General features: G+C 62.4%; 14 protein-coding genes. 3 read left to right on the top strand and 11 right to left on the bottom strand.

What is annotated here, in order from left to right:
* Window positions 1–3: 3 nt before the first annotated feature.
* Together ABVQ20_RS04160 and ABVQ20_RS04155 are read right to left on the bottom strand one after the other, a co-directional pair.
* Window positions 4–1,923 carry a potassium transporter Kup gene (locus tag ABVQ20_RS04160; protein WP_354458227.1) on the bottom strand — a complete coding sequence of 640 codons (1,920 nt, stop codon included), beginning with the start codon at window positions 1,921–1,923 and terminating at the stop codon, window positions 4–6.
* Between the two features lie 103 nt (window positions 1,924–2,026).
* Window positions 2,027–2,767, bottom strand: coding sequence for a pyridoxine 5'-phosphate synthase (locus tag ABVQ20_RS04155; protein WP_354458225.1), 741 nt, complete (start codon window positions 2,765–2,767; stop codon window positions 2,027–2,029).
* Window positions 2,768–2,880: 113 nt separating this feature from the next.
* Between ABVQ20_RS04155 and ABVQ20_RS04150 the strand changes: the two genes are divergently transcribed.
* Window positions 2,881–3,288 (top strand): SpoIIAA family protein, encoded by a 408-nt coding sequence (locus tag ABVQ20_RS04150; protein ID WP_354458224.1) that lies wholly within the window; start codon window positions 2,881–2,883, stop codon window positions 3,286–3,288.
* Between the two features lie 6 nt (window positions 3,289–3,294).
* On the opposite strand, the gene ABVQ20_RS04145 is transcribed toward ABVQ20_RS04150, so the two are convergent.
* Window positions 3,295–4,422 (bottom strand): ATP-dependent DNA helicase, encoded by a 1,128-nt coding sequence (locus ABVQ20_RS04145; RefSeq protein ID WP_354462121.1) that lies wholly within the window; start codon window positions 4,420–4,422, stop codon window positions 3,295–3,297.
* A gap of 271 nt (window positions 4,423–4,693) precedes the next feature.
* Between ABVQ20_RS04145 and ABVQ20_RS04140 the strand changes: the two genes are divergently transcribed.
* Window positions 4,694–5,245, top strand: coding sequence for a GNAT family N-acetyltransferase (locus ABVQ20_RS04140; protein WP_354458223.1), 552 nt, complete (start codon window positions 4,694–4,696; stop codon window positions 5,243–5,245).
* Window positions 5,246–5,394: 149 nt separating this feature from the next.
* Here ABVQ20_RS04140 and ABVQ20_RS04135 read toward each other — a convergent pair whose 3' ends face one another.
* The 8 genes from ABVQ20_RS04135 to ABVQ20_RS04100 all read right to left on the bottom strand — a co-directional run bounded on the left by ABVQ20_RS04135 (window position 5,395) and on the right by ABVQ20_RS04100 (window position 14,953).
* Entirely contained in the window at window positions 5,395–5,751 is a 357-nt protein-coding gene (locus ABVQ20_RS04135; protein ID WP_354462120.1) for a nitrile hydratase accessory protein, read from the bottom strand.
* A 1-nt stretch (window position 5,752) separates the two neighbouring features.
* The gene (nthB, locus tag ABVQ20_RS04130) at window positions 5,753–6,412 is read right to left on the bottom strand and encodes a nitrile hydratase subunit beta (protein ID WP_354458222.1); all 660 of its coding nucleotides are present in this window, start codon (window positions 6,410–6,412) and stop codon (window positions 5,753–5,755) included.
* Window positions 6,409–7,011: a nitrile hydratase subunit alpha gene (gene nthA / locus ABVQ20_RS04125; RefSeq protein WP_354462119.1), complete on the bottom strand. Its 603-nt coding sequence runs from the start codon at window positions 7,009–7,011 to the stop codon at window positions 6,409–6,411. Before nthA ends, nthB begins: the two co-directional genes overlap by 4 nt.
* 79 nt (window positions 7,012–7,090) lie before the next feature.
* Complete coding sequence (locus ABVQ20_RS04120; protein ID WP_354458221.1) at window positions 7,091–10,243, bottom strand: efflux RND transporter permease subunit; 3,153 nt, start codon at window positions 10,241–10,243, stop codon at window positions 7,091–7,093.
* Window positions 10,240–11,508 (bottom strand): efflux RND transporter periplasmic adaptor subunit, encoded by a 1,269-nt coding sequence (locus ABVQ20_RS04115; RefSeq protein WP_354458220.1) that lies wholly within the window; start codon window positions 11,506–11,508, stop codon window positions 10,240–10,242. Before ABVQ20_RS04115 ends, ABVQ20_RS04120 begins: the two co-directional genes overlap by 4 nt.
* A 300-nt stretch (window positions 11,509–11,808) precedes the next feature.
* Entirely contained in the window at window positions 11,809–12,405 is a 597-nt protein-coding gene (locus ABVQ20_RS04110; protein WP_354458219.1) for a LysE family translocator, read from the bottom strand.
* A 109-nt stretch (window positions 12,406–12,514) separates the two neighbouring features.
* Entirely contained in the window at window positions 12,515–13,087 is a 573-nt protein-coding gene (gene ilvN, locus ABVQ20_RS04105; RefSeq protein ID WP_023668352.1) for an acetolactate synthase small subunit, read from the bottom strand.
* An 84-nt stretch (window positions 13,088–13,171) separates the two neighbouring features.
* Entirely contained in the window at window positions 13,172–14,953 is a 1,782-nt protein-coding gene (locus tag ABVQ20_RS04100) for an acetolactate synthase 3 large subunit (protein ID WP_354458218.1), read from the bottom strand.
* Between the two features lie 347 nt (window positions 14,954–15,300).
* On the opposite strand from ABVQ20_RS04100, the gene ABVQ20_RS04095 reads away from it, so the two are divergent.
* Window positions 15,301–17,223: a sigma-54-dependent Fis family transcriptional regulator gene (locus tag ABVQ20_RS04095; protein ID WP_354458217.1), complete on the top strand. Its 1,923-nt coding sequence runs from the start codon at window positions 15,301–15,303 to the stop codon at window positions 17,221–17,223.
* Window positions 17,224–17,400 lie beyond the last annotated feature (177 nt).

Genomic DNA, 17,400 nt, shown 5'->3' with positions numbered 1-17,400 from the left:
ACCTCAAATGGCGACCTGCGTGCCGATTTCCACCACTCGCCCGGTCGGAATCTGGAAATATTCCGTTGCGTCCGCCGCGGTCCGCGCCAGGCCGATGAACAGACGGTCCTGCCAGACCGGCATGCCGGAATTGGGCGACGCCTTGAGCGAGCGCCGCGACAGGAAGAAGGATGTCGTCATGATGTCGAACTTCCAGCCCTGCTTTCGGCATATGGCCAGCGCGCGCGGAATGTTGGGCTGCTCCATATAGCCGAAGGTCAGTGTCACCCGCATGAACAGCTCGTTGACCGTCTCCATCTTGACCCGGTCGCTGTCGGGCACCACCGGCTGCGGCGCGGTCACCACGGAAAGGATGACGTTTTGCTCGTGCAGCACCTTGTAGTGCTTCAGGCTGTGCATCAGCGCGGTCGGCGCGCTCAAGGGATCGCTGGTCAGGAACACGGCCGTGCCTGACACCAGCTGAGGCTTCTTCTTCAACAGATTGCCGGCGAGGAAATCGAGTGGAATCTCGTTGCGGCGAGTTTTTTCAAACAGATAGCGGCTGCCGCGCACCCAGGTCCACATGGCCAGCACAATCGTGAAGGCCACGGCCAGCGAGGCCCAGCCGCCTTCGAACACCTTGACGATATTGGAGGCAAAGAAGCCGATATCGATGAAGGCGAACAGCACCGTCAGCGGGATCGCCAAAGATAGCTTCCACTTCCAGATGCGGGTCATGACCACATACAGCAGCACCGTCGTCACCAGCATGTTGCCGGTCACCGAGATGCCGTAGGCCGAGGCCAGCTTGCTGGATTCGCCGAAGCCGACCACCAGCAGCATCACCACCAGCGCCAGCAGGAGATTGACGCGTGGCATGTAGATCTGGCCGGACTGCTTGTCGGATGTATGCAGGATTTCCAGACGCGGCAGCATGTTGAGCTGCACCGCCTGCCGGGTCAGCGAGAAAGCGCCGGAGATCACCGCTTGGCTCGCGATCACCGTCGCCGCGGTTGCCAGCACGACCATCGGAATCAACGTCCAGCCCTCGTTCATTTCGAAGAACGGATGGCCGACCACGCCACCATTGGCCAGCACGAAAGCACCCTGCCCGGCATAATTGAGCAGCAGGCAGGGAAATACGATCGACAACCAGGCAAGCACGATCGGCCTGCGGCCGAAGTGACCGAGATCGGCATAGAGCGCTTCCGCACCGGTAACTGCGAGGAAAATGGCGCCGATCGTCACGAAAGCGACGTCGGGCGAATGGATGAGGAAGGCAACGATGTAGTGCGGGCTGATCGCCCACAGGATTTCCGGATCCGCGATGATGTGGTTGAGGCCGGAGAGGCCGATGGCCAGGAACCATACCGCGGTCACCGGACCGAAGACCAGTCCCACGCCACCGGTGCCGAAACGCTGCACCGCGAACACCATGGCGAGGATGACCAATGTCAACGGCACGACATAGGGCTGGAAGGCGGGCGTGACGACATTCATGCCCTCGACCGCCGAAAGCACCGAAATCGCCGGCGTGATGACCGCATCGCCGAAAAACAACGAAGCTCCTACGATGCCGATACCCAGGATCACCGCCGAGCGCTTCGGGAAACTACCCCGCGCCAATGCCATCAGCGACAGCACGCCGCCCTCGCCGCGATTGTCGGCGCGCAGCACGAACATGATGTATTTGATGGTGACGATAATCGTCAGCGACCAGATGATCAGCGACAGCACGCCCAATATATCGCCGCGATCCGCGACGGTGCCGTGGGACGACGCCACCAGAGCCTCGCGGAACGCGTAGATGGGGCTGGTGCCGATATCACCATAGACAACACCGAGCGCGCCCAGCATCAGAACCTTGGTGCTGTGCTGCTCGACCTCAGAATGGCTAGATTGTTCGACGGGTTCTGCCTCACTACCAGTATTGGCAAGGGCCATGGACGACACTCCGATAAGCGCGCGGTGCTCTACGCTTGCTGCGATGCAATATCAAGTGCCCCAGCGTGATGGCTGCCATGCCAGCGACGCGACGCTCTCGAATCTACCACCCGCAGGCCTTCAGAAAGCGCCCCACAGTACCGGCCATGCCATACTCCAACGCATCGGCTGTCAACCCATGTCCGATCGACACTTCGGCCAATGCCGGAATTCGCCTTACCAGCGCCGGCAGATTGTCGACCACCAGATCGTGCCCGGCATTGACCTGCAGTCCGGCGGCAAGGGCGGCATCGGCGGTTTTCCCCAGTCTTTCCAGCTCCTTCGCCGCCTTGGCGGAATCGGAATGATAGCCGCCATAGGGGCCGGTATAGAGTTCGATCCTGTCGGCGCCGGTGTCGAGCGCGGCGGAAACGCCCGCCGGATCGGGATCGGAAAACAGTGAAACGCGGAAGCCCCCCTTCTTTAGACGCCTGACGATGGGTGTCAGGAAAGCGGCCTGCCCGGCAAAGTCCCAGCCATGGTCCGAGGTCGCCTGGGCCGGATCGTCGGGCACCAGCGTCACCTGTTCCGGCTGGTGCTTTTCCACAAGCGCGAGAAACTCCCCGGTCGGGTACCCCTCGATGTTGAATTCCGCCTTGGGAAACTCGTCGTCGATCAATGCCCTGATTTCCGGCAGGTCGGAATGCCGCGTGTGCCGCTCGTCGGGCCGCGGATGCACGGTCAGGCCGTGCGCGCCCGCCGCAAGCGCGATGCGGCCTATTCCCGTCACACTCGGCCATGGCAGGTCGCGCCGGTTGCGCAGCATGGCGATGGCGTTGAGGTTGACGGAGAGCTTTGCGGGCATGGTCGGGGCATCCTGCTGCATTGTCGGCGGCATCTATACCGTCTTTGACGGGAACAGACAGGGGTTTCGGGTGTTCCAGTAACGACAGCAATATCCAGGAGAAGGAAGTGCTCGTGAATTTTCTCGACTCAGTACCGGCGATCCGCCGTATCGAGACCAGCCGCGACGACCTTTTCGCCATTGATGTCGTCGGTCACGTCTCATCCGCCGACGCGGAAAACCTGTTCGGCCTGCTGGAAGCCGCCTATGCGCTGCATCCAAGGATAGACGTCCTCGTGCGCCTGATCGACCACGACGGCGTCGACTGGACCGACATATCCGCCGAGACGCTAAAGCAGGGCGAAGCCAACGCAAAACAGCACATTGCCCGATGCGCATCGATCGGCGAACCCAACTGGATACCGGGCGTGCAAGGCTGGTTTGCGGCGCCATTGCCGATAGAGCTCAGGCATTTCAAGGCCGAGGACGAGGCGGCGGCCTGGCAATGGGTGGGCGCCACGCCCATCGAAGCTTCCGTCTGACGCTTGCTATCTCACGATCGTCAGCCGCTCGGCCGCCCGGGTGATGGCGGTGTAGAGCCATCGCTGGCGTGTTTCCTTGAACGCCCAGCTCTCGTCGAACAGCACGATCTCGTTCCACTGCGAGCCCTGCGCCTTGTGCACGGTCAGCGCGTAGCCATAATCGAAATCGTCAAAACGCTTCTTCTGCTGCCAGGGGATGTCGGCGTCCGGATCCTCGAACGCCGCCTTGAGCAGCTTGATCTTGGCCACGCCGCGATCCGGATCGTCCTCTTCCGGCGACACCAGCAGGTTGATGCCGGGCTTCACCGTTTCGCGTGACGAGGTCATCACCTTCCACAGCGAGCCGTTGAGCAAGCCCTTGGCGGGGTCATTGCGCAGGCAGACCAGCTTGTCGCCGGCCTGCGGATAGTCGGCATTGAAGCCTTTGAGCTCGCGCAGGCGCTGATTGTAGCGCCGCCGGGTGCGGTTGGTGCCGACCAGTACCTGGTCCGCCTTCAGTACGAGGTCCTGGGTGACGTCTTCCTTGCCGATCACCTGCGCGGTGCCATAGTCGCCGCGCATAAATTCACGGCCTTCGCGCACATCCAGCGCCAGGCGCAGGATCGGGTTGTCGCGCGCCTGCCGGTGGATTTCGGTGAGCAGGAAGTCCGGCTCGTGATCGGTGAAGTAGCCGCCGCCCGAGATCGGCGGCAACTGGCCGGGGTCGCCGAGGACGAGAATCGGCGTGCCGAAGCTCTGGAGGTCGCGGCCCAGCTGCTCGTCGACCATCGAGCATTCGTCGATGATGACCAGCTTGGCCTTCGAGATCGGGCTCTGCCGGTTGAGGGAAAAGGTCGGCGACATCGAGGTCTTGCCGGTCACCTCGTCCGAGACCGATTCCTCGCCCTTGGGCCGATAGATCAGCGAATGGATGGTGCGGGCGTTGGTCGCGCCCTTGGAGCGCAGCACCTGTGCGGCCTTGCCGGTGAAGGCGGCGAACTGCACCTGACCGTCGACATGCTCGGCGAAATAGCGCGCCAGCGTCGTCTTGCCGGTGCCGGCATAGCCGAACAGCCGGAAGACCTGCGGCCTCCCGGTCTTGAGCCACTCGGCGACCGCCTTTAGCGCGTCGTCCTGCTGCGGTGAAAAATCCATCAGCGCGAGAGACCGGATTCGCAAGGGAAAGACAAGGTCGCGTGCCGCCATCAATGCTGTCGGCGGCAACCGACACCTCCGATAACGCAAGTTATCAAGACCGGGCAAGAACGTAAAGAGAACGTACAGACATCGATGTCGCCGTCTGAAGTTGGACACGGACTCGTTCCGAGCCGCCGGCAGCGACAGCAGGCAATAGGCCTGCAACGTCTCGTGACACGCAGGTTTACCTAGATGTATGGTGATGTCCGCTGAATGCCGGGGGACATTCATGGCACGCTGTACCAACTCCGATCATATCATTCTGCGTAGGGCAACCATCTCCGATGCGAGCTCGCTCTCCAGCTTTGCCGCACACTGCTTTCAGGAAACCTTTGGTCCTGAAAGCAAGCCGAGCGACATGGAGGCATATCTCGCCAAGGCGTTCAGCCCAGCGGCTCAGGCCGCCGAGATCGCCGACAGCGCGGCGATCGTGATCCTGGCCCTGGATGACGGAACCTCTGATGGCCAGTTCGCCGGTTACGCGCATCTGATCAAACACAACACCGATATGGAGCTCAAGCGTCTCTATGTGGATGCGGCGTGGAAGGGTCATGGGCTCGCTGCGCGGCTCATGGGTCGAATCTATGAGGAATGCCGCCGGTGCGGAGCAGATCGGCTTTGGCTCACTGTATGGACGCAAAATCATCGAGCGATAGCGTTCTACGACAAGGTCGGCTTTCGCGTGTCTGGATCGGAGACGTTCATGCTCGGTGAGGGTGCCCAAACGGATCATGTCATGGAGATGGCGGTTCCACAGGTCGTCACACAGATTTCAAACTGAGACATGCCCCGCCAAACCGCGTGGCTGGAAACCAGCCAACTGGTCGATCGAAAGAATCTCTGCCAGATACATTCAGGTCTCTGAGCGATGTCGGAGGTGTGCGAGCGGGCGCTCGCAAGGTGGCTGGGGCGGCGCGAGGGCGCGCTCCCTCAAGCGTCGGACCGAAACTCCGGATCGTTCTCCAGCAGGATCGGCTTGCCGTGCGGCGTGGCATGTGCCGCGCGCGCCCAGGCCCCAGCCATCGCGTCGACGTCCGCCGTGGCGGCCAACCCCTTCGACGCGAGCACATTTTCCAGCGCCGCCAGCCAGTGTTCGTAGTAGTCGTGGCCATCCGCCGCCGCGCCGGGCTTCTTCACCTGCGCCGACAGCGCCTGCGCCCACTCAGCCCATGAAAACAGGCCCTTGTCGTGCAGCGCCACGGTCATGGCAAAGGCCTCGGCCTGCCAGGGTTCGTCGAAAACCGGCGCATCGACGCCCGGCGGCAATTCGGCAGCGTCCGCGTTCATCTCAAGCCCGCTCAAGGTAGCTCTCCCAGGCATCGATCGAGACCGACAGTGTCGGGTCGGCGCCCTCGCCCCAGATCTCCGTGCCGTCGAAGACCACCGTATAGACCCATTGCGGGTTTTCGCCCTGCCAGTGCCCATTGGAGTCGGGAAAGACGAAGCCGTCGCGCACCGCCTCGATCACGCCCCGCCTGCCGCGCGCATAGCGCGGCAGCCTTGTATGGCCGGCCGGATTGAAATTCTTCGTCCGCACGCGGTCGCCGACCTTGAAGCGCGCGGGCGTGACGACCGGACGATCGCAGGGCGCGCCCTTGGCAAGCACCGCCGGCACGTTTTCGGCCTTCAATACCCTTTTGGGCGTCGCCGCCGGATCGACAGCAATGCCCGCCGCCAGGTCGCGCTCGCTGATGAAACCATGGCGCTTGAGCAGTACCTCCAGCGCCTTGATCCAGATCTCGTAATAGCTCGAAGCGTAATAGTCAGCGGGATGCAGCGATTCCCGCGCGTGGCGGCTCTCGTCGATGTTCCATGCACCCATCGCACCGGAGCACAGCGTGACGCCCAGCGCTCGCTTTTCCCATGCTGCATGGAAATACGGCTCGTCCTTTTCGGGCGCGACTGGCCCGAACCCCATCTGGCCGCCAAGATCATGCGGTCCGTTCATGCCGGCTGCCTCGCCAGCCCGGTGCCGATCATCGCGTCGCGGCTTACCAGATCGGCCAGCCGATCCTCACCCCAGCCTTCGGTGCCGCCGGGCCGCATCGGCACGACAAGATAGCGCAGCTCAGCTGTCGAATCCCAGACGCGGATTTTGGTCGCCGGCAGCGTCAGCCCAAATTCTTCCAGTACGCCACGTGGATCGATCACCGCGCGCGACCGATAGGGCGGCGCCTTGTACCAGACCGGCGGCAGGCCAAGCACCGACCACGGATAACAGGAGCACAGCGTGCAGACGACGAGGTTGTGCGTATCCTCAGTGTTGAACACCGCCTGCATGTGCTCACCCTGCCGGCCGGTATAGCCGAGCGAACCGATCGCCGCTGTCGCATCGCGCTCCAGCCAGGCCGCGAATTCCGGGTCGGCCCAGGCCTTCGCCACCACTCTGGCGCCATTGCGCGGACCGATCCTTGTCTCATAGGTATCGACAATGACGTCGATCGCCCCCGGATCGATCAGCCCCTTGTGGGTGAGGATCGTCTCCAGCGCGCGCACCCGCGCGGCAAAAGGGTCGAATTCGTTGTCGTGGTCATGATCATGGGACATGGCCGCAAAATACGACCCTGCATTGCTGGCCGCAAGGACGACGCCTTGGGCCAGCAATGCCATTTCGCCTCGGCTGCTATTATTCCGCGGCCGCCTTCTGCTCCTGCGTTTCGCCGTCGAACAGCGAGCCCTGATCGCCGCCCTTGACCAGATGCAATTCGCTCTTGCGCTTCGGCATCAGACCGATAAGCCAGCCGGAGAAATTCTCCATGTAGACATAGATGACCGGCGTGACGAACAACGTCAGCGCCTGCGAAGCGACGAGGCCACCGACCACCGCCACGCCGAGCGGCTGGCGAAGTTCGGCACTGGCCCCGGCGCCCAGCGCGATCGGGATCGTGCCCATCAGCGCCGCCAGCGTCGTCATCATGATCGGGCGGAAGCGCATCAAGCAGGCCTTGTGGATGGACTCGGTCGCCGACATGCCTTCTCGTCGCAATTCGAGCGCGACGTCAATCATCATGATGCCGTTCTTCTTGACGATGCCGATCAGCATCAGGATGCCGATGACGGCAATGACCGAAAGATCCATTCCCGCAAGCCGCAGCGCGATCAGGGCGCCAAGCACTGCCGACGGGAGACCCGTCAGAATGGTGAGCGGATGGATGAAGCTCTCATAGAGGATGCCGAGCACGATATAGATGGTCAGGATCGCGCCACCGATCAGCAGGCCCTGGTTGGCGAGTGAATCCTGGAACGTCTTGGCCGTACCGGCGAAGGTCGTCGAGATCGCCTTGGGCAATCCGATCTTGTCCTTCAGCGCATTGATTGCCGTCACGCTGTCGCCAAGTGCCACGCCCTGCGGCAGATTGTACGAAATCGTCACGGCCGGAAGCTGGCCGAGCTGGTTGACGGTCAGCGCGCCCGCGGTGCGGTCGACACGCGCGAAAGCGCCGAGCGGCACGAGGCTGCCGCTGGCCGTCCGCACCTGGATGGCAAGCATCCTCTCGGGCGACCAGGCGATCTTCGGGTCAAGCTCCATGACAACCTCGTAGCTGTCTGCGGAACCGAAGATGGTCGAGACCTGCTCGGTGCCGAAGCCGCCATAAAGGCTGGAGCGCAACGTATCGGTATCGATCCCCAGATTTGACGCCTTGTCGCGATCAATGACCAGCGATGCCTGCAAGGCATTGTTCTGCAGATCATTTGTGACATCGGCGAAGGCCTTGGGATCCGCGGCCATCTCGTCGGAGAGCTTTTGCGCCCAGATATCGGTCTGACCGGTGTCCAGGCCCTGGACGACCAACTGATAGGCGCTGGCGGACTGTCGCGATCCCAGACGCAAGTTCTGCACGGGCTGCATGTAGGTCTCGATACCCGGCACCGTCGAAAGCTGACGCCTCAGATCCGAAAGTACCTTCTCGATGTTGGGCCGCTGGTCCTTGCCCTTCAACTGCACGAAAAGCTGACCCTGGTTGAGCGCATTGTTTCCGTTACCTGCCGACCATGCCACGTGATCAACGTAGGGAGAGTGGGAAAAGACATCTGCCACCTGACCCTGCAGCTTCGCCATGGCATCAAACGAGATGTCCTGGCGCGCGATCGTGGTCACGGAAACCTGACCGATATCCTCCTGTGGGAAGAAGCCCTTCGGCGAGATCTGTATCAGCCAGACCGATGCTGCCGCCGTTCCGACAAAGACGAGAAAGACCAGGAATGTGTGGCGCAGGCAGAAGCTCAGCATCCAGTCATAGCCACGCACGAAGAAATTGGGCTTTTGCGTATGGTCGTGCGCCGCCTTCCGTTCGGCAGCCGATACCGACAGAAGCCGTGAGCATAGCATCGGCGTCAGGGTGAGCGAGACGAACATCGACGCCAGGATAGCGACCGTCACCACCACGGCGAATTCGTTGAAGATGCGTCCGATGACACCTCCCATCAACAGCACGGGAATGAACACCGCCACCAGCGAGATCGAGATCGAAATGATGGTAAACCCGATTTCGCGCGCGCCCTTCAGCGCCGCCTCCATGGCCGAGAGCCCATCCTCCTCCATGTGCCGGAAGATGTTCTCGAGCATGACGATGGCGTCGTCGACGACCAGGCCGACGGCCAGCGTCAGCCCCATCAGCGAGATGTTGTCGATGGAAAAGCCGAACAGGAACATCGCACCCAAGGTCGCGATCAGTGAGATCGGCACCGCCACGGCCGGGATGATCGTCGCTGTCACGCGGCGCAGGAACACGAAGATGACCAGCACCACCAGAGCGATCGTAAGCAGCAGCGTGAACTGGACGTCGTCGACGGCAGAGCGAATCGAAGTCGAACGGTCGTTGAGCAGCTTGATGCTGGCCGCGGCCGGCATCTGGTCCTGGAAGGACGGCAGCATAGCCTTGACCCGGTCGACCACATCGACCGTGTTGGCATCGGGCTGGCGCTGCACGGCCATGATGATGGCACGCGTCCCGTCGTACCAGCTTGCCGTCGTCGTCGTCTGAACGGAATCGACGACACGGGTCACCTCGCCCAGCCGAACGGGGTGGCCGTTCTTGGTGGCGATGATGATGTTGGAGAAGTCGGCGGCGTTCATCAGCTGCGTGTTGGCGGTGATCGTCAGCTGCTGCTTGTTGTTCTGCAGCACGCCAAGCGGCGTATTGCTGTTGGCCGAGGCGACGGCGGCCTGCAACTGGTCGATCGAGATGCCGCGAGCGGCGAGCGCCGTCGGATCGATCTGAATGCGCACCGCGTATTTCTGTTGGCCGAAGATCGAAACCTGCGCAACGCCGTCGATGGTCGACAGCGATGGCGAGATCACATTCTCGGCAAAGGCGTCGAGATCCGTCAGAGGAACCGTGTCGCTGACCAGCGACATCAGCAGGATCGGTGCATCCGCCGGATTGACCTTGCGATAGCTAGGCGGGCTCGTCATCTCCGGCGGCAGTGACTTCTGCGTTCGCGCGATCGCCGCCTGCACGTCGGCGGCGGCGGCATCGATATTCCGGTTGAGCACGAACTGGATGGCGATCGAGGTCGTGCCGAGCGAGTTGGTGGTCGAGATCGAATCGATGCCGGCAATGGTGGCGAACTGCTTGATCAGCGGCGTCGCCACCGATGTCGCCATGGTCTCCGGCGAGGCGCCCGGCAGCGAGGCCGAGACGTTGACCACCGGGAATTCCGCGCTCGGAAGTGCGGCCACCGGCAGGAACTTGTAGGCAAAAAGTCCGCCCAGAATGAGGGCGAACGACATCAGCAGCGTGGCGACGGGCCTGCGTATGCAGAATTCGGAGATCATTGCTTTGCCTCGCCCGGCTTGTCCGCTTCGGCGACCTTCGGAACGGCCTGGTCACCGGCAGCGGCGGTCGCGTTGCCTTCATGAACCGCAGCACCATTCTTCAGCTTCGTCTGACCTTCGACGACCACACGCTCGCCGCTCTTCAGCCCCTGGCTGACGGCGCTGTTGTCACCCGCGGTCAGCGCCACCTGGACGGGCCGCATCTCCACCGTGTTGTCCGGCTTGACGACATAGACGAAGGGGCCCTTCTGGCTCGGCTGCACGGCAACCGTGGGGATGGATGTCATCTGCGGCATGGTGCCGGCGTTGACGGTCACATTCACATACTGGCCCGGCCACAGCGTAAGATTCGGGTTTGGCAGGCTTGCCCGCGTCGCGATCGTGCCGGAGGCGGTGTCGACGCTGGAGTCCACGAAATCGAGCGTCCCTTTGCCGACGGGGGTTGGATCGCCATCCTTGGTGAGGGTCACAGCACCTTCCTGGGGCTGCACCAACGCCTTGTGCAGAAGGGCAAGATCGCTTTCGGGCAAGTTGAAATTGACCTGCAGCGGATCCATCTGGGTAATGGTGACGAGCGGCGTCGATGTGCTGCTGCCATTGCCGGTGTTCACCAAGTTGCCGATGGCGGTGTTGACGACTCCAAGCTTACCGGAGATTGGCGCCGAGATCGTGGCGTAGCCAAGCTGGATTGTATCGGCATCGATCGTTGCCTTGTCGGCGTCGACGGTGGCCGCGGCCGCCTTCTGTGCCGCGACGGCCTGATCGTAGGTCTGCTGTGTGCCGGCCTGCTTTGCGACGAGATCCTTGGCACGTGCCAGATCAGACTGCGAACTGGCGAGAAGCGCCTGATCCTTGGCGAGCGTCGCCTGGTCCTTGGCAAGCTGTGCCTTCAGCGCCCGATCGTCCAGCGTGAACAGAATATCACCGGTCTTGACCATCTGGCCGTCCTTGACCGCGATCGAGACGACCTGGCTGGAAACGCGCGGATTGATGCTGACAACGGCGGGAGAGGAGACGAAACCGATAGCATAGCGCCGGATCGGGAAGTCGGCGGTGGACGCTGTGGCTGAGACGATCGAGGTCGAATGGGCGCCGTTCGCGGCTGCGGCTGGGGCGGCCGGAGTTGCCGGGGCCGCCGCCTGCTGTGGTTGCAACTGCTTTGGCAGCATCTGCTGCAGGTTGCTCATTGTCGCCGGCGAAAAATACAGGACGCCTGCTGCAACGCAGACGACTGCAATCACCCCAAGCACTACTTTTCCACGCATCGTAAAAAGGCCCTCTCCGTCCGACACGCCGCTCTTCGGTGGTCATATCATGGCTGAAATCGCAACTTTCTGCCGCGATTTGGCCAGATAGATAGCGCAGGCCAAAGGCGAAAAAGGGCCAAAACCCGGCATTACGATAATTTAATGTGCAGTGCACAATCGCTATGCATCAGGCCACAATAGCCGATCAGCGCTCGCGGCGACCGAAAACGGAAGCCGACTTCCAACAAAATATCATGTTGAAACAAGAAGATAAAGCCAGACCCGATCAGGCCGGACTCTGCTGGACCGGGAGCTGATCTAGCGCAGCATGGGCCACAGCGTCGCCGCCAGCAGCACGCCCATGGTGATGTTGAACCATTTCAGCCGCACCGGGTTTGACAGAAAACCGCGCAACGCCGTGCCGAACCCCGCCCAGGTCGAGACGCTTGGCAGGTTGACGACGGCAAAGGCGAAAGAGATCAGCAACACGGACAGGAATGGCCGATCCGGATTGGTGTAGACAGCCATGGCGGTGATCGCCATCACCCATGCCTTGGGATTGACCCACTGGAATGCGGCCGCATCGATGAAGCGCATCGGCTGCGCCTTGGCCTCGCCTTTGCCGCCCAGCGAGCGCGACATGGCGATCTTCCAGGCGAGATAGAGCAGGTAGGCACCGCCGGCGATCTTGAGCCCGGTATGCAGCACCGGAAACGCCGTCAGCACCGCCCCAAGCCCGAAGCCGACGGCCAGCAACAGCACGAGGAAGCCGATGCCGATGCCCAGCATATGCGGAATCGTCCGGACAAAGCCGAAATTCACGCCGGAAGCCAAAAGCATGAAATTGTTCGGCCCCGGCGTGATCGATGTCACGAAGGCATAAACCAGCAGGGCAAGGAAGGCTTCAGAGGACATATTTTCCGTCGACAATACGTCAGCACTATTGTCTCATTACTAGAGATGCATAGAGCCGGACCAGTTTTGCGCCTGACCAGTTTTTGCAATGGGCGTATGAATGGAGCGGCTACATCCCCTGCGGGCCGCGATTCATCGCCGCCACGCCGGTGCGGCAAATCTCTACCAGACCGAGCGGCTTCATGATGGCGATGAACTGGTCGAGCTTCGAGCCCTTGCCGGTGATCTCGAAGATGAAGTGCTCGGTGTTGGCGTCGATGACGCTGGCGCGGAAGGCATCGGCCAGCCGCAGCGCCTCGACCCGGGCCTCGCCGGTGCCGGCAACCTTTACAAGCGCCAGTTCCCGCTCCAGCGGCCGCTCCTGGCCGAATTCGTGCGAGCGCACGGTCAGATCGACCACGCGATGCACCGGCACGATGCGCTCGAGTTGGTGCTTGATCTGCTCAAGAACATGCGGCGTGCCGCGCGTCACGATGGTGATGCGCGACAGGTGCTTTTCGTGCTCGGTCTCGGAAACGGTCAGGCTCTCGATGTTGTAGCCACGCCCGGAAAACAGGCCGATGACCCGGGCAAGCACACCCGGCTCGTTGTCGACCAGCACGGAAAGCGTGTGGTTCTCGGGCTTTTCCGTTTCCTTGGCGATGAAGTAGGCGGAGCCGGTCGGTTGTAGCTGTGCGTTCATGACATGAATCTCGATTTCAAACTCTTGATCTAATTATCTGTTTGCGCACGGCTTCTTCCGACAAGCCCTGCCTTGGCTTGTCGGCTACACCAGTTCCCTGCCCTTGGCGTCGATGGCGTTGGCCACCGCTTCGTCGGTTGCCTCGTCCGGCAGGAGCATCTCGTTGTGCGCCTTGCCCGACGGGATCATCGGGAAGCAATTGGCGAGCGTCGCCACGCGGCAGTCGAACAGCACCGGCTTCTTGACCAAGATCATCTCCTTGATCGCGTCGTCCAGCTCGTCCGGCTTCTCGCAGCGAATGCCATGGCCGCCATAGGCTTCCGCCAGCTTGACGAAGTCCGGCATCGCCTCGGTGTAGGAATGCGACAGACGGTTGCCGTGCAGCAGCTGCTGCCACTGCCTGACCATTCCCATATACTGGTTGTTGAGGATGAAGATCTTGATCGGCGCATCGTGCTGCACCGCCGCGCTCATCTCCTGCATGGTCATCTGCACCGAAGCGTCGCCGGCGATATCGATGACCAGCGCATTGGGATGCGCGATCTGCACGCCGAGCGCCGCCGGCAGGCCATAGCCCATCGTGCCCAGCCCGCCGGACGTCATCCAGCGGTTCGGCTTCTCGAAATGATAGTGCTGCGCCGCCCACATCTGGTGCTGGCCCACCTCGGTGGTGATGTACGTGTCCATGTCCTTGGTTAGTTGGTACAGCCGCTCGATCGCATATTGCGGCATGATGACGTCGTTGTTCATCTTGTAGGCCAGCGAGTCGCGCGCGCGCCACTTGGCAATCTGCTCCCACCATGGGTAGAGCGCCTTCTTGTCGGCCTTGGCGCTCGCCCGCCACAGCCGCACCATATCCTCCAGAACACGGCCGACATCGCCGATGATCGGCACTTCCGTGTGAACATTCTTGTTGATCGACGACGGATCGATGTCGATGTGGATCTTGCGCGAGTTCGGCGAGAACGCGGTCAACCGTCCGGTAATGCGGTCGTCGAAGCGCGCGCCGATGCAGATCATCACGTCGCAATCATGCATGGCCATGTTGGCTTCGTAGGTGCCGTGCATGCCCAGCATGCCCATCCAGTTCTTGCCCGACGCCGGATAGGCGCCCAGGCCCATCAGCGTCGAAGTGATCGGGAAACCGGTGAGATCGACCAGTTCGCGCAGCAGGTGGCTGGCTTCCGGGCCGGAATTGATGACGCCGCCGCCGCTATAGATGATCGGCTTCTTGGCGCCGGCCATCAGTTCGACGGCTGCCTTGATCTTCTCCAGGTCGCCCTGGACCTTCGGCTGGTAGCTGGTGCGCGGCGCGATCTGCGGCGGGACGTAAAACCCCTTGGCGAACTGCACGTCCTTCGGGATGTCGACCACGACAGGACCGGGTCGGCCGGTCGTCGCGACATGAAAGGCCTCGTGGATGGTCGCGGCGAGCTCGTTGACGTCCTTCACCAGCCAGTTATGCTTGGTGCAGGGCCGCGTGATGCCGACCGTGTCGCACTCCTGGAAAGCGTCGGAGCCGATCAGCGAGGTCGGCACCTGCCCGGTCAGGCAGACCAGCGGGATCGAATCCATCAGCGCATCCTGCAGCGGCGTCACCGCATTGGTGGCACCCGGGCCCGAGGTCACCAGCATGACCCCGGCCCTTCCGGTCGAGCGTGCGTAGCCTTCAGCCGCATGGCCGGCGCCCTGCTCGTGGCGGACGAGGATGTGCTCGACCTCGTCCTGCTGGAAGATCTCGTCGTAGATCGGAAGTACGGCGCCGCCGGGATAGCCGAAAACATGCTTGACGCCGTTGTCCTTCAGCGCCTGCACCACCATTTCGGCGCCTGTCATCTCGCGCCGCTCGTTCTGTCCGTTGCTCATCGGTCTGGTCCCGTACTGTCGCCCTTTGGGCGTTGCCATTTGGGTGTTACTGGTCGTTTAGTCGTGTTTTGGGCAATAAAAAAGGCCCCCGAGGGAGCCTGTGTGTTGCGCATGGGAGGTTTTCGCCCGGCGGTTACACCGCCTTGCCCACGCGCCTTCCTACGAGAATGAGTGCCTTTTTCATGGTCGCGGACAATAAGGGTGAAATCGCGAACTCGTCAATGGGGGTTCTGTACGAATTCGCTCGCCCGCGAAATCGGCTCCGCTACGCGCTACCATAGTACAGTTGAGCCCGTGCCGCCGAAGCACCACTATGCCGGATAAGGACATGCCTGCGAGGAGGACGCGTGGCTGGCGAACGGGAGCATATCCGCGAGATAGAGCAGGTGCTGTCCGGTGGACAATCGGCCCGCGACCATGTCGTGGTGCAGTCCTGGCTGCGTTGTGTCGACACGCATCGGCTCGACCCGACGCGGCCCACCGAAGCCTATATCGTGCCGGATACCCAGTTGCGCGAACACCGCGAGCAGTCCGAGCGGCTGATCGCCATTGCCCGCAGCGGCCTGGAAACGCTTTTCAGACAGGTGACAGGCCAGAACTACGTGCTGCTGCTGGCAAACGCCAAGGGGGTGACCGTCGACTTCCTCGGCGATCCGCTGTTCATGGACCAGTTGCGCACGGCGGGACTCTATCTCGGCTCCGAATGGTCGGAGAGCCGCACCGGAACCTGCGGCGTGGGCTCCTGCATCGTCACCGGCGAAGCGATGACGATCCACCAGACCGACCATTTCGACACCACCCATACGCCGCTTTCCTGCACCGCCGCACCGATCTTCGACACCAATGGCGAATTGGCTGCCGTGCTGGACATTTCGCTGCTGCGCTCCCCCCAGCCCAAGGTCAGCCAGAATCTGGCGCTGCATCTGGTGACCGCCTCCGCGCGACGCATTGAGCTCGCCAATCTGATGGCGCAGATGCACTCCGAATGGGTGCTGCGCTTTTCCCGTTCGCCGGAGTTCCTGGACGTCGACCCCGAGGCCGCCATCGCCCTCGACGCGTCGGGCCGTATCCTCGGCACGACGCACGGCGGGGCACTGCTGCTGGCGCAAGCTGGAGGGGTCGACTGGAGGCTCTCGCCGTCGCCGGTCGGCCAGCCGATCTCGCGCTATCTTGATATGAGCATCGATGATCTGCCGAGCCTGACGCGCGGGCGTCCGACCGAGGAGCGGCTGGTGTTCGGCCGCAGCGGCAGCGCCCTGTTCGCGCACGCCATCGAGCCGCAGCCGACAATCGGACGCCGCGCCCTCGTCGAAGCGGTGCCGAAGCCGATCAGCGAACTGTCGGGCGGCGATCCGGCGATGGCAGCCTTGCAGGTGCGTGCCGCCAAGCTGGCGCGCACCACCATTCCGATCCTGATCCACGGCGAGACCGGTTCCGGCAAGGAATATCTCGCCCGCGCGATCCACGAGTGCTCGCAACGCGGAGGCCCGTTTGTCGCCATCAATTGCGCGGCCATCCCCGAACACCTGATCGAGAGCGAATTGTTCGGCCATACCGCCGGCGCTTTCACCGGAGCGACAGCCAGGGGACGCAAGGGACTGATCGAGGGCGCCAATGGCGGCACGCTCTTCCTCGACGAGATCGGCGACATGCCCTACCCGCTGCAATCGCGGTTGCTCAGGGTGATCGCCGAGCGCGAACTGATCCCGGTCGGCGGCACCCAGCCGCTGCAGGTTGACATCAAGATCATTTCCGCCTCGCATCATGATCTGCGCAAGCTGGTTGCCGAAGGGCGTTTCCGCGAGGATCTGTTCTACCGGCTGAACGCCGCTTCGCTAACCTTGCCGGCGCTGCGCGAACGCACCGACTTCGAATGGCTTCTGGACCGGCTGCTGGACCAGCACGCGCGCCTTGCCGGTCGCCCGGCAAGGCTGTCGCCGGCGGCGCGGCTGGCGCTGATCCGTCACCGCTGGCCTGGCAACATCCGCGAACTCGCCAACGCCATCGATCTGGCGGTAACGCTTTGCGATGACGAAACGATCCAGCCCACCGACCTGCCGGACTTCGCGCCGCCGCATCTTGCGCCATCTACGCCGCCCGCTCCCTTGGTCGCACTCCGCGCGCCCTCACCCGAGGACGAGCGCACGGCGCTGCTGGATGCTCTGGCGATCTCAGGCTGGAACATCTCCGAGGCCGCGCGGCGTCTCGGCGTCGATCGCACGACGGTACATCGCCGCATGAAGCGGCTGCGGCTGGAGGCTCCGAACTAGTGTTGCGCTCACTGTGGCACGCCATGGCGCGCGCAACACCACTGCCACAGGGCGCAACAATAGAAATCGCTGTATCATACTGATTAAATTGCGATTTCTGCGACAGCGCCATGGTTGGCATGCTGCTTGCTCCTTGTTCCATGTACCCATCTGGAGCCTGGAGGAGCAGCCCATGAA

Origin of the sequence: Mesorhizobium shangrilense (genome assembly GCF_040537815.1) — a bacterium.
Classification (GTDB): domain Bacteria; phylum Pseudomonadota; class Alphaproteobacteria; order Rhizobiales; family Rhizobiaceae; genus Mesorhizobium; species Mesorhizobium shangrilense.
Note: the sequence above shows the minus strand (reverse complement) of the source record. Positions and strands in the feature narration are given on the sequence as shown.